General features: G+C 70.9%; 10 protein-coding genes. 5 read left to right on the forward strand and 5 right to left on the reverse strand.

What is annotated here, in order from left to right; all coding sequences use genetic code 11:
- Positions 1-6: 6 nt before the first annotated feature.
- From HHX35_RS39115 to HHX35_RS39125, 3 genes are all read right to left on the reverse strand, one after another.
- The gene (locus tag HHX35_RS39115) at positions 7-1,071 is read right to left on the reverse strand and encodes an MBL fold metallo-hydrolase (RefSeq protein ID WP_182903645.1); all 1,065 of its coding nucleotides are present in this window, start codon (positions 1,069-1,071) and stop codon (positions 7-9) included.
- A 61-nt stretch (positions 1,072-1,132) separates the two neighbouring features.
- A complete protein-coding gene (locus HHX35_RS39120; protein ID WP_182903646.1) occupies positions 1,133-2,437 on the reverse strand; it encodes an MFS transporter in 1,305 nt (434 codons plus the stop codon).
- A 7-nt stretch (positions 2,438-2,444) separates the two neighbouring features.
- Positions 2,445-3,026 carry a helix-turn-helix domain-containing protein gene (locus HHX35_RS39125; RefSeq protein ID WP_182903647.1) on the reverse strand — a complete coding sequence of 194 codons (582 nt, stop codon included), beginning with the start codon at positions 3,024-3,026 and terminating at the stop codon, positions 2,445-2,447.
- Positions 3,027-3,220: 194 nt separating this feature from the next.
- Between HHX35_RS39125 and HHX35_RS39130 the strand changes: the two genes are divergently transcribed.
- Complete coding sequence (locus HHX35_RS39130) at positions 3,221-5,761, forward strand: glycoside hydrolase family 9 protein (protein WP_310739618.1); 2,541 nt, start codon at positions 3,221-3,223, stop codon at positions 5,759-5,761.
- Positions 5,762-5,827: 66 nt separating this feature from the next.
- On the opposite strand, the gene HHX35_RS39135 is transcribed toward HHX35_RS39130, so the two are convergent.
- Together HHX35_RS39135 and HHX35_RS39140 are read right to left on the reverse strand one after the other, a co-directional pair.
- On the reverse strand, positions 5,828-6,541 hold the full coding sequence (locus tag HHX35_RS39135) for a type 1 glutamine amidotransferase (protein WP_182903649.1): 714 nt from the start codon (positions 6,539-6,541) through the stop codon (positions 5,828-5,830).
- A gap of 97 nt (positions 6,542-6,638) precedes the next feature.
- On the reverse strand, positions 6,639-7,397 hold the full coding sequence (locus tag HHX35_RS39140; RefSeq protein ID WP_182903650.1) for an SDR family oxidoreductase: 759 nt from the start codon (positions 7,395-7,397) through the stop codon (positions 6,639-6,641).
- 69 nt (positions 7,398-7,466) lie between these two features.
- Between HHX35_RS39140 and HHX35_RS39145 the strand changes: the two genes are divergently transcribed.
- From HHX35_RS39145 to HHX35_RS39160, 4 genes are all read left to right on the forward strand, one after another.
- Positions 7,467-8,042, forward strand: a complete 576-nt coding sequence (locus tag HHX35_RS39145; protein ID WP_182903651.1) for a TetR/AcrR family transcriptional regulator — start codon at positions 7,467-7,469, stop codon at positions 8,040-8,042.
- Positions 8,043-8,052: 10 nt separating this feature from the next.
- Positions 8,053-8,694: a B3/4 domain-containing protein gene (locus HHX35_RS39150; RefSeq protein ID WP_182903652.1), complete on the forward strand. Its 642-nt coding sequence runs from the start codon at positions 8,053-8,055 to the stop codon at positions 8,692-8,694.
- Between the two features lie 196 nt (positions 8,695-8,890).
- Entirely contained in the window at positions 8,891-12,568 is a 3,678-nt protein-coding gene (locus tag HHX35_RS39155; protein WP_182903653.1) for a multifunctional oxoglutarate decarboxylase/oxoglutarate dehydrogenase thiamine pyrophosphate-binding subunit/dihydrolipoyllysine-residue succinyltransferase subunit, read from the forward strand.
- Between the two features lie 83 nt (positions 12,569-12,651).
- Positions 12,652-12,825 (forward strand): DUF6104 family protein, encoded by a 174-nt coding sequence (locus HHX35_RS39160; RefSeq protein WP_167530605.1) that lies wholly within the window; start codon positions 12,652-12,654, stop codon positions 12,823-12,825.
- Positions 12,826-12,880: the final 55 nt, after the last annotated feature.

A 12,880-nucleotide genomic window follows, 5' to 3' on the forward strand; every position in this document is an offset into this window, starting at 1 on the left:
GTGCGGTCAGGCGGACGGCGCGTGCCAGAGGTCGGGCTCGCCCGGCACGCGGGTGACCATGTCCCGCTGCTCCAGCCACACCAGGTGAGCGAGCGTCTCGTTGTTGGCCGCCCGCCGCATGTGCGCGGGGATCTCCTCCCAGCTGCGCGACCAGGTGAGCCGGGTGGCGATGTCCCAGCAGGTGGAGCCGTCGCCGTCCGCCACGACTCGCCGCACCTCCGCCAGCCGCTCCTCGTGGTGCCCGATGACGTAGTCCACCCGCTTCGTCAGCTCCAGGAAGCGGTACTCGTGGGCGGGCAGCACCTCCTCGACGTCGAGCTTGCCCACCGCCCGCAGCGCGTCGAGGTAGTCGGCGAGCGGGTTGGCCGTCGACTGGGGGTGTACGGCGACCATCGACGTGATCCGGGCGAGCACGTGGTCGCCGGAGAACAGCAGACGGCGCTCCGGCTCCACGAAGCACAGGTGACCGGGCGAGTGGCCGGGGGTCCACATCGCCCGCAGGTCCCAGCCGGGCAGGTCGAGCCGGTCGCCGTCCTCGATGAGCCGGTCGGGCGTCGCCATCGTGACGAACTGACGCAGCATGACCGACGCCCCGGCGAGCTCCTGTGCCGTCATGTCCGGCACCCCGCACCTGACCAGCAGGGAGCGCTCCCGCTGCACGAGCGACTCGATCGCCGACTCGTCGTAGCGGTCGTGCACGATGCGGGCGTCGGCCGGATGCAGCCCGATCCAGGCGCCGGAGACCTCCCGGATCCGCCCGGCCAGGCCGTAGTGGTCCGGATGGATGTGTGTGACCAGCACGGCCTTCACGTCGGTGATCTCGTATCCGGCCGTGGCGAGCCCCGCGACGAGCGCGTCGTACGCCTCCTCGGTGTTCCATCCGGCGTCGATGATCACAACCCCGTCCGGGACCTCCAGGGCGTAGACCAGGACGTAGCGCAGCGGGTTGATCGGGATCGGGACGGGAATCGACCACAACCCCGGCCGCACCCGCTCGACCTCGGGCAGTCCCCCGCCCAGCCACGCAGCGCGCTGCGCCTCGTTCGCCGCGGTCACGATCACCTTGCTCATCGGCTCCCCGCCCCTCTCGCAGCCCTGCCCGCTTGATTGTGCCGTCTTACCGAATCTGGTTCTACCGGGGGTACCTCAGGGTGGGACTGACGGGGAGTCGTACGTACAGGAGGGCGGAGGCGAGAACGACCACGGCGGTGAGCGCCCAGACGGGACCGACGCCGGCGATCCCCGACAGCGGCACCAGGCAGAGCGAGGAGAGCAGGCCGCCGAACTGGAGCTGCAGGGAGTCCACCGACATCACCGTGGCCCGCCGGTCGGCGGCGACGCGCTGATGGAGCAGTTCTGTCCTGAGCAGGGAGGCGACCGCGAGCGCGGTGAACAGCAGCACGTAGGCCGCCGCGGTCGCGGCGACCCCGGCCGCGCCCCGCAGGGCCGTCGAGGCGGCCAGCGCGACGACCGCCGCCGCCGTGACGACCGTGGCCGAGGCGGCCGCGGGGATCGAGCCGCGGACGAGCCGGGCGACCGGCGGCGCGAGGGAACTGCCGAGCGCGTTGGCGGCGAAGCCGGCGAAGGTCACGAAGGCGTAGGCCGCGCCGCCCGTCGCGGATTCTCCGGTCAGGGCGGCGAGGCGTCCGGGGGTCAGCATCTCGATGCTGTTCAGCATCACGCCACCCCCGGCGGCGAGCAGGAGCAGCCGTCCGAGGGCGCGGTCGGCCAGGCCGAGCCGGATCCCGGCGACGATCGTGACCGGCACGTCGCGGACCACCTCGGCCAGCCGCACCGCCGCCCGGGCGGGCCCCCTCCCCACACGGCTCGGCTCGCGCATGAGCACGAGCACGGCCACGAGGAGGACGAGCGCGGCCCCCGCTCCCGCCCAGACCGGCGCGGCCAGCGGGTCCCGGCGTACGGCGAGCGGGAGCAGGCCGCCGGCGAGCGTGCCGAGCGCGAGGGCGGCCGCGCCCGCGACGTTGCCGGCCGCGAGCCCGGGCTTCAGGTCGGCGGCCGGGCCATACCGGGCGTGGAGGGTGTCGACGTACCACGCCTGGGCGGGCCCGCTCGACAGCGCACGCGCGACGCCCTTGAGGACGGACGCGACCAGGAACGGCCACACCGAGTGCGCCAGGGCCATCACGACCAGCGCGGCCACGCTGACGACGGCCGACGCGGCGAGCACCGGGCGTCTCCCGAGGACGTCGGCGAGCCCGCCCGTCGGCAGTTCGAGCACGACGATCGTGATCGAGTAGGCCCCGCCGACCAGGCCGACCTCTGCGATGTCCAGCCCCCTGGCGGACATCAGCAGCACCATCGGCGCCAGCATCAGGCCGGTCGGCAACCAGGTGAGGAACTCGATCGCGGCGTAGCGCCCGTGCTCACGCCTGCCCGGCCGCGGGGTCTCGGCGAGCGACCGCCCGGGCTCACCCATGACCGCCTCACCCATGACCGGCCGCCGGGTCGCGGCGCGGATGGGCCGCCAGCAGGACCGCGACCGGACGCGAGTCCGGGTCGTCCCGATCCCGCTCGGCGGCCTCCAGGAGCATGGCCGACACCCGCTCGTAGAGGGACGCCACCGTCGCCGCCGACAGCCGTACCACCAGGTCGGACATGCCGGCGGCCTCGATCCACGCCTCGCTCCACAGGTCGCGCTCGCGCTCGAAGTTCTCGACGTCGGCGGTGAGCTTTTCGAGCTGGCGCCGCCGCAGGAACGCCGCGGCCTCCCGGCCCTCGGCGGTCGCGGCCATCTCCACGTCGCTCCAGGAGGTGAAGCGGTGGATCGCCCGCCACCGCCGCTCGCGCCGGTCGCGCTGGCCGGGATCGGCCTCCACGAAGCCATACCTGGCGAGCTGGCGCAGGTGATAGCTGGTGGAGCCGGAGCTCTCGCCGAGGCGCCCGGCCAGCTCGGTCGCGGTCGCCGGGCCGTTCGTGCGCAGCTCCCCCAGCAGCCGCACCCGCAGCGGGTGGGCGACCGCCTTCAGCGTGCGGGGATCGTGGACGTGGAAGACCTCGTGATCCATGCGGCCGACGCTACCATTGCAAAGATATCTTTGCAAAAGTCCCTTTGCAGAAATGAAAGTTTCAGCCGCACCCCCTCGCAATGGCCGGTCAGGCGCGTCTCGCCGCCGGGATCGTTGACGCCCGCAGAAACCCGAAGGAAACATGCGAGTCGCGCACCGCTTTGGGAGCGCTCCCACTCCCCCCGAGGACCACTGTGCTCAGACGAATCGGCATCCTCGCTGTGGCGGCTCTGGCCACGGCCTGCCTGACCGGCGCACCTCCCGCCACGGCGGAGGAGGGCCCGGAACAGATCCCCAACGGCACGTTCGACACCACCACCGACCCGTGGTGGCACACCGCGAACCTGAACTTCGAGCTGTCCGACGGCCGGCTCTGCTCCGACGTCCCCGCGGGCACGACCAACCCCTGGGACGCGATCGTCGGCGTCAACGACATCCCGCTGGTGAAGGACGAGACCTACGCGTTCAGCTTCTTCGCCACCGCGAACCCCGGGAAGGTCGCCAGGGCGTACGTCCAGCTCCCGACCGACCCCTACACGCAGTACGTGTCGGCCGCCCCCGAGCTGAGCGTCTCGGGCAACACCTACAGCTACACGTTCACCTCGCCGGTCGACCTGCCCAACGCGCAGGTCGTCTTCCAGATCGGCGGCAGCGCGACGGCGTGGCGGTTCTGCGTGGACAACGTCTCGCTCAAGGGCGGAGCGCCGCCGGAGGTCTACACGCCCGACACCGGCCCCCGGGTCCGCGTGAACCAGGTGGCCTACCTGCCCAAGGGCCCCAAGAACGCCACCCTGGTCACCGACGCCACCGAGGCGCTGCCGTGGCAGCTCAAGGACTCCGCCGGGACCGTGGTCGCGCACGGCACGACCACCCCGCGCGGCGACGACGCCAGCTCCGGGCAGAACGTCCACTCGATCGACTTCGGCGCGTACAAGAAGGCCGGGACCGGCTACACGCTGACCGCCGACGGCGAGACCAGCCGGCCGTTCGACATCAAGCCCGACGCGTACGCCGCCCTCAAGCTCGACGCGCTGAAGTTCTACTACACGCAGCGCAGCGGGATCGCGATCGACGACGCCCTGCGTCCCGGCTACGGCCGGCCCGCCGGTCACGTGGGCGTCGCCCCCAACCAGGGCGACACGAACGTCCCGTGCCAGCCGGGCGTCTGCGACTACTCCCTCGACGTGTCCGGCGGCTGGTACGACGCGGGCGACCACGGCAAGTACGTGGTCAACGGCGGCATCTCGGTCGCCCAGCTCATGAGCGAGTTCGAGCGCACCAAGAACGCCGCGACGGCCAAGCCGATCGGCAACCTGAACATCCCCGAGAGCGGCGACGCCGTTCCCGACGTGCTCGACGAGGCCCGCTGGGAGCAGGAGTTCCTGCTGAAGATGCAGCGGTCCGACGGCATGGTCCACCACAAGATCCACGACGAGAACTGGACCGGCCTGCCGCTGCTGCCCCACCAGGACGCGCAGAAGCGCGAGCTGCACCCGGTCTCCACGGCCGCCACGCTCAACCTCGCCGCGACCGCCGCCCAGGCGGCCCGGATCTTCGCGCCGTACGACGCCGCGTTCGCGGCCAAGAACCTGGCGGCGGCCAAGAAGGCGTGGACGGCGGCCAAGGCGAACCCGAACGTGCTCGCCTCCCCCTCCGACGGCACCGGCGGCGGCACCTACGACGACGCCAACGTCAGCGACGAGTTCTACTGGGCCGCGGCCGAGCTCTACATCACCACCGGTGACAAGGAGTACAAGGACTTCGTCCTCGCCTCGCCGCACCACACGGCCGACCTGTGGGGCAAGGGCGGCTCGTTCGACTGGGGCAACGTGGCCGCGCTCGGCCGCCTCGACCTGGCGACCGTGCCCAACGACCTGCCCGGCCGTGACGCCGTACGCCAGTCGGTCGTCGACGGCGCGGAGCGCTACCTCGGCATCATCGAGGCCCACCCGTACGGCCTCCCGTACAACCCGGGCGACTACGTCTGGGGCTCCAACAGCGCGATCCTCAACAACACGGTCGTCCTCGGCGCGGCCTACGACATCACCGGCACGGTGAAGTACCGCGACGCCGCCCTCGAGGCCATCGACTACCTGCTGGGCCGCAACGCCCTCAACCAGTCGTACGTGACCGGCTACGGCGAGGTGGCGTCGAAGAACGAGCACAGCCGCTGGTACGCCCACCAGCTGGACACCTCGCTGCCGAACCCGCCGCACGGCACGCTCGCCGGCGGCGCGAACTCCGGCATCCAGGACCCGGTGGCCCAGGCGAAGCTGAAGGGCTGCAAGCCGCAGTTCTGCTACATCGACGACATCAACTCGTACGCCACGAACGAGGAGGCCATCAACTGGAACTCCGCGTTGTCGTGGGTGTCGGCGTTCGTCGCCGACCAGGGCGACGGCACGGTCAAGGCCCCGGGCGCGTGCAAGGTCACCTACACCACGCACGGCACGTGGCCGACGGGCTTCACCACCCAGATCACCCTCAAGAACACCGGCACGAAGGCGATCGACGGCTGGTCGCTGAAGTGGTCGTTCCTGGGCGGCCAGAAGGTCGCCACTAGCTGGAGCGCCAAGTTCTCGCAGGATGCGGCGACCGTGACCGCGGCGAACGAGGTGTGGAACAAGACCATCAATCCGGGCCAGTCGATCACCTTCGGCTTCAACGGCCAGACCGCGCCGGGGGCCAACCCGACGCCCGACCTGTTCACGCTGAACGGCGCCGCCTGCGCCTGACCGATCCGCACCCGGATCTGAAAGACCCCCGGCCGCTGCCCCAGCAGGGGCGGCGGCCGGTTCCACTCAACCCCCGTCCTTGACCAAGGTGGCGAAACGGGAGGCCACCTCACCCCAGGCGGCCCGCGAAAGCGGATCGTCGGTCACGGCGGCGGCGTACAGCTCGTCGAGGTCGAGACCCCGCCTGCGGGTGTGCTCGACGTCCCACTGCCGGATGCGTTCCGGCCCGACCTCGGGGTGGAACTGCACGCCCCAGGCGCGGTCGCCCAGCCGGAAGGCCTGGTAGGGGCAGCGTTCGGTCTCGGCGAGCCAGACCGCGCCCAGCGGCAGGGCCGTGATGGCGTCGATGTGGTTCTCGATCGCCGGGACGGCGGCGGGCAGCCCACCGAAGACCGGGTCGTCCGCCGCCTCGGCCCTCATGGTGACGGACGTGCTGCCGTGCTCGGGCGCCCCGGCGTCGCCCTGCACCTTCCCGCCGCCGATCGAGGCCAGCATCTGCCCGCCCAGGCAGATGCCGAAGAACGGCACCGACCGGGCGAGGGCCTGCTCGACGAGGACACGGGCGGACGGCAGCCAGGGCGCCTTGTCGTCGTCGTCCGGCAGGTAACCGCCGCCGAGCACGATCAGGCCGTCGTGCTCCAGCCGCGGCGGGAGGGCGGACCCGTCGAAGGCGGTGACCACGTCGACGGCGACCCCGGCGGCGTCCAGCCATTCTCCGAACCGCCCGGGACCCCCGTTCGCTCCGTTCTGTACGGCGAGCACACGTGGTGTTTCCGGCATGAGGCGGGACTCTACCGCCCCCGCCCGGCCTGCGATCGCGGCCCTCCGCCGCACGATCGACGTGGGACCGTGGCCGCTCCGCCATCGCCCGCCGGGGTCACAGGTCGCTGCCGCCGGTGGCGTCGACCGTGGTGCCGGTGACCCAGCGGGCGTCGTCGGAGGCGAGGAAGGCCACCACTCCGGCCACATCCCGCGGTGTCCCCACCCGGCCCAGCGCCGCCCGGCCGGCCGACGCCGCCCAGGCCGCCTCGTCGCCGCGCAGCCAGTCCGCGTTCGTGTCGGTGTCGACGATCCCCGGCGCCACGTTGTTCACGGTGATCCCCCGCGGTCCGAGGTGCTTGGCCAGCGCCAGCGTGAAGGTCTCCAGCGCACCCTTGGTCATCGCGTACGCGATCGCCTCGGGGAACGCGATCCTGGTCACTCCCGAGGTGACGGTCACGATCCGCCCGCCGTCGGGGATGCGCGGCAGCGCCCGCCGCGTGACGAAGAAGGCCGCCCGCGTGTTGACGGCGAACGCCCTGTCATAGAGCTCCGGCGTCACCTCCTCGATCGATCCCCGCACGGTGATCCCCGTGTTGTTGACGAGGATGTCGATCGGCGCCTGCGGCCCCAGCTCCCGGTCCAGCCCGGCGAACAGCTCGTCCACGTCGCCCGGCGCACCCAGCTCGGCCCTGACCGCGAAGGCCCGGCCGCCCCGGGCCTCGATCGCCGCCACCGTGTCCTTGGCCGCGGCCTCGTCCCTGGCGTAGTTCACCGCCACCAGCGCCCCGTCGGCCGCCAGCCGTTCGGCGATTCCGCGCCCGATCCCCCTGCTCGCACCCGTCACCAGTGCCGTCTTGCCGTCCAACGCGGTCATGTCCGTCCCCTTTCTGTAGTGGACGCTACAAAATAGCACGACTTGTAGCGATCGCTATAAAATCGGCGCATGGGAAGGACCAGGGCGTTCGACCGGGACGTCGCGCTGGAACGGGCGCTCGAGGAGTTCTGGCGGCACGGCTACGAGGCGACCTCGGTCTCCGGCCTGACCGCGGCGATGGGAATCAACCCGCCCAGCCTCTACGCCGCCTTCGGGGACAAGCGCCGGCTGTTCGGCGAGGCCGTGCGCCGCTATCAGGAGACCCACGGCGCGTTCAGCTCCCGCGCCCTGGCCGGGGAGCCGACCGCGCGGGCCGCCGTCGAGCGCCTGCTCCACGAGGCGGCGGAGGTCTACACCGACCCGGCGCACCCACCCGGCTGCATGATCATCTCGGCCGGGATCAACACGAGCGACGCCGGTGTGATCGAGGAGCTGCGCGGGCACCGCGAGGCGGGCAAGGCGGCGATCCGCCGCCGGATCGAGCGGGACGTCGAGGCCGGCCTCCTTCCGCCGGAGACCGGCGCCTCCGCGCTCGCGACGTTCTTCGCCGCCGTCATCCAGGGCATGTCCACCCAGGCCAGGGATGGCGCGACCCGGGCCGACCTCGACGCCGTGGCGACTCTGGCGCTGCGCGCCTGGCCATAAAGTGAGTGGCGTGATCGACGACATCTCGGTGGACGACGCCGTCACGGCGCTGCGTCCGGACTTCGCCGTCCTGGTGGTCTGCGCGTACGGCCTGCACAACGGGCCGTCCGACGACCGTTCGCGGGCCTGGCTCGCCGACGCGGCCGTTCACGCCGTGGCGCTGGACGACGAGAGGATCGAGGCCTGGCGGGCGGCCTACCGCGCCTTCGGCGCCAAGCCCCAGCGCACCCGGCCGTCGGTCGACGCACTGGTCCGCCGGATGCCGCTCCCCGAGATCAACCTGGTGGTGGACGCCTACAACAGCGTGTCCGTACGGCACGGCCTGCCGATCGGCGGCGAGGACCTGCGCCGCTACCAGGGCACCGCCCGGCTGGTGCGGGCCGCGGGCGACGAGCCCTCGGAGGAGGCGCTGGGCGACCCGGAGATCGGCGAGGTGGTGTGGCGCGACGACGCGGGCGTCACCTGCCGGCGGTGGAACTGGCGGCAGTGCGTCAGGACGAGGATCACCGAGGAGACGGTGGACGCGCTCTTCCTCCTGGAGCGCCTCGAACCGCTCTCTCTGGACGCGCTGCGTGCCGCGGGCGACGACCTCGCGGGTATGCTGTCCGATATAGCTCCCAATATCCGGATCGAGTCGCGGCTCATCGACTGACCAGTCGATGTAACCAGAGGGTAAGGGGCACCTCACCACCCAGACGGGCTATCCGCGCGTGACCTGTTTTATCGATCCTGGGAGGATGGGCCGGGACCTGCGACCCGCCGGGGCGCACGTCGGTGTGTGAGGCGAGTAGCCTTGGACAGGTTCACCAAACATCAACGCCGATCTGCGGAAGAGGGCGATTTCCGCCGTGTCGTCTGAGTCGTCGCGGACAAACCCGCTGGCAAGCTTTGGACAAAATGAGTGGCTTGTCGACGAGTTGTACCAAAAGTATCTCGAAGATCCCGAGTCTGTTGACCAGGCCTGGTGGCACTTCTTCGCTGACTACAACGGGACGGCCAAGCCCGCTCCGTCCAAGTCCGCAGGCGCCGCGAACGGCGCGACCGCGACGGCTGCCCCCGAGGCTCCCGCCCCGGTGAGCCCGGCCCCGCAGACGGCGCCCCCGCAGCCCAAGCCGCAGGCGAAGCCCGAGGCCAAGGCGCCCGCCAAGCAGCAGGCCCCGGCCGGCGCGGTCGAGGAGAAGCTGCGCGGCGCCGCCGCGCGCACCGCCGCCAACATGGAGGCCTCGCTCGTCGTTCCCACAGCCACGAGCGTCCGCGCGGTCCCCGCGAAGCTGCTGATCGACAACCGCATCGTCATCAACAACCACCTGTCCCGCGGCCGCGGCGGCAAGATCTCCTTCACCCACGTCATCGGTTACGCGATCGTCCAGGCACTCAAGTCGATGCCTGAGATGAACTACTCGTACGGCGAGGTGGACGGCAAGCCGGTCCTCGTCAAGCCGGAGCACGTCGGGGTCGGCCTCGCGATCGACGTGCAGAAGAGCGACGGCTCCCGTCAGCTGCTCGTGCCCTCGATCAAGCGGGCCGAGACCATGGACTTCCGCCAGTTCTGGGTGGCGTACGAGGAGATCGTGCGCAAGGCCCGGGCGGGCAAGCTCGGCGTGGAGGACTTCCAGAACACGACGATCTCCCTGACGAACCCCGGCACGATCGGCACGGTCCACTCGGTGCCGCGGCTGATGCCCGGCCAGGGCACGATCATCGGCGTCGGCGCGATGGAATACCCGGCGGAATACCAGGGCGCCTCGGAGGAGACGCTGTCCCGCCTTGCCATCAGCAAGGTGATGACGCTCACCTCCACCTACGACCACCGGATCATCCAGGGCGCCCAGTCGGGCGACTTCCTGCGCCGCATCCACCAGCTCCTGCTCGGCGCCGACGACTTCTACGACGAGATCTTCGAGTCGCTGCGCATCCCGTACGAGCCGGTCCGCTGGGTCAAGGACATCTCGGCCACCCACGACGACGACGTGGCCAAGTCGGCGCGCGTGCTGGAGCTCATCCACGCCTACCGGGTCCGCGGCCACCTCATGGCCGACACCGACCCGCTGGAGTACCGCCAGCGCAAGCACCCCGACCTCGACATCCAGTCGCACGGCCTGACGCTGTGGGACCTGGAGCGCGAGTTCCCGACGGGCGGCTTCGGCGGCAAGCCGCTGATGAAGCTGCGCGACATCCTCGGCGTGCTTCGTGACTCGTACTGCCGCACGATCGGCATCGAGTACATGCACATCCAGAACCCCGAGGAGCGGGCCTGGATCCAGGCGCGGGTGGAGCGGCCGCACGCCAAGCCCGATCGCGAGGAGCAGCTGAACATCCTGCGCCGGCTCAACACGGCCGAGGCGTTCGAGACCTTCCTGCAGACCAAGTACGTCGGCCAGAAGCGGTTCTCCCTGGAGGGCGGCGAGTCGCTGATCCCGCTGCTCGACTCGGTGATCAGCTCCGCGGCGGCCGAGCGCCTCGACGAGGTCGTCATCGGCATGGCCCACCGCGGCCGGCTCAACGTGCTCGCCAACATCGTGGGCAAGTCGTACGCCCAGGTGTTCGGCGAGTTCGAGGGCAACATCGACCCGCGCAGCGCGCACGGCTCCGGCGACGTGAAGTACCACCTCGGCGCGAGCGGCGACTTCGTGGCGCCGGACGGCAACAAGATCAGCACGTCGGTGGTGGCCAACCCCTCGCACCTGGAGGCCGTCGACCCGGTCCTGGAGGGCGTGGTCCGGGCCAAGCAGGACCTGCTGGAGCGCGGCGAGGAGGGCTTCACCGTCCTGCCCGTGCTCGTCCACGGCGACGCGGCGTTCGCCGGCCAGGGCGTGGTCGCCGAGACCCTGCACCTGTCCCAGCTGCGCGGCTACCGCACCGGTGGCACCGTCCACATCGTGGTGAACAACCAGGTCGGCTTCACCACCTCGCCCGCCTCCTCGCGGTCGAGCGTGTACGCCACCGACGTCGCGCGCATGATCCAGGCGCCGATCTTCCACGTGAACGGCGACGACCCCGAGGCGGTCGTGCGGGTCGGCCGGCTGGCCTACGAATACCGCCAGACGTTCCTCAAGGACGTCGTCATCGACCTGATCTGCTACCGGCGGCGCGGCCACAACGAGACCGACAACCCGGCGTTCACGCAGCCGCTGATGTACGACCTCATCGACGCCAAGCGCTCGACCCGCAAGCTGTACACCGAGGCCCTCATCGGCCGCGGCGACATCACGGTCGAGGAGGCCGAGCAGGCCCTGCGCGACTACCAGGAGCAGCTCGAACGGGCCTTCACGGAGACCCGGGAGGCCACCAGGCAGCCGCTCCAGCCGGGCGCGGTCGTGCGGCGCGAGCCCGACGAGGTGATCCCGTGGTCGCACGAGGACACCAAGACGGCGATCTCGGAGGAGGTCGTCAAGCGGGTCATCGACACCCAGCTCAACCTGCCCGAGGGCTTCACCGTCCACCCGCGTCTCGCCCCGGTGATCCAGCGCCGCGGTGCGATGATCTCCGAGGACGCGATCGACTGGGCGACCGGTGAGCTGCTCGCGTTCGGCTCGCTCCTCATCGACGACCACCCGGTCCGCCTGGTCGGTCAGGACTCCCGCCGCGGCACCTTCGGCCAGCGTCACGCCGTGCTGGTCGACCGGGTCAGCGGCGAGGAGCACACGCCGCTCAAGACGTTCAACCACGACACCACGAAGTTCTACGTGTACGACTCGCTGCTCAGCGAGTTCGCCGCGATGGGCTTCGAGTACGGCTACAGCGTGGTCCGCCCGGACGCCCTGGTCGCCTGGGAGGCGCAGTTCGGCGACTTCGCCAACGGCGCCCAGTCGATCATCGACGAGTTCATCTCGTCGGGCGAGCAGAAGTGGGGCCAGCGCTCCTCGGTCGTGCTGCTGCTGCCGCACGGCTACGAGGGCCAGGGCCCGGACCACTCCTCCGGCCGCATCGAGCGCTACCTGCAGCTGTGCGCGCAGGACAACATGACGGTGGCGCAGCCGAGCACCCCGGCGAACTACTTCCACCTGCTGCGCTGGCAGGTGCTGTCGGAGCGGCGCAAGCCCCTCGTCATCTTCACGCCCAAGTCGCTGCTGCGGCTCAAGGCGGCGGCCTCGGCCACCTCGGAGTTCACCTCCGGCGCCTTCCGCCCGGTCATCGGCGACCCGGCGGTGGACCCGTCGGGGGTCCGCAAGATCGTGGTCTGCTCGGGCAGGATCTACTACGACCTGCTCGCGCGGCGCGAGAAGGACGGCAGGAAGGACGTGGCGCTGGTGCGCCTGGAGCGCATCTACCCGTTCCCGGAGAACCCGCTCAAGGCCGAGCTGGCCCGCTACGGCGCGGACGCGGAGCTGCTCTGGGCGCAGGACGAGCCCGTCAACATGGGCCCGTGGCCCTACCTCAGCCTGAAGATGGTGGAGAAGCCCGACCTGCTCGGGGGCCGCACCTTCCGCCGGGTCTCGCGTACGCCGAACTCCTCGCCGGCCGTCGGCTCGCACGCCAAGCACGACGAGGAACTGCACGGCATCCTGGGCGAGATCTTCGACTGAACGAGGATTCCGCACCACTGAGGAGGTCCCCCACGCCCGTGGGGGACCTCTCTCCATGATCAGGACATTCACTGGAGCGAGGTATGTACTTCACCGACAGGGGGATCGAGGAGCTCGTCGAGCGTCGCGGCGAGGAGGAGGTCAGCGTGGGCTGGCTCGCGGAGCGGCTGCGCGAGTTCGTGGACCTCAACCCCGAGTTCGAGGTGCCCGTCGAGCGGCTGGCCACCTGGCTCGCGCGCCTGGACGAGGACGACTGACGAGGAAGCCCGAGGAGGACGGCTCAGGGCGAGACTCGGATCCTGAGGCAGGCGC

Source organism: Microbispora sp. H10830 (genome assembly GCF_014161375.1).
In the GTDB taxonomy this organism is placed as follows: Bacteria; Actinomycetota; Actinomycetes; order Streptosporangiales; family Streptosporangiaceae; genus Microbispora; species Microbispora catharanthi.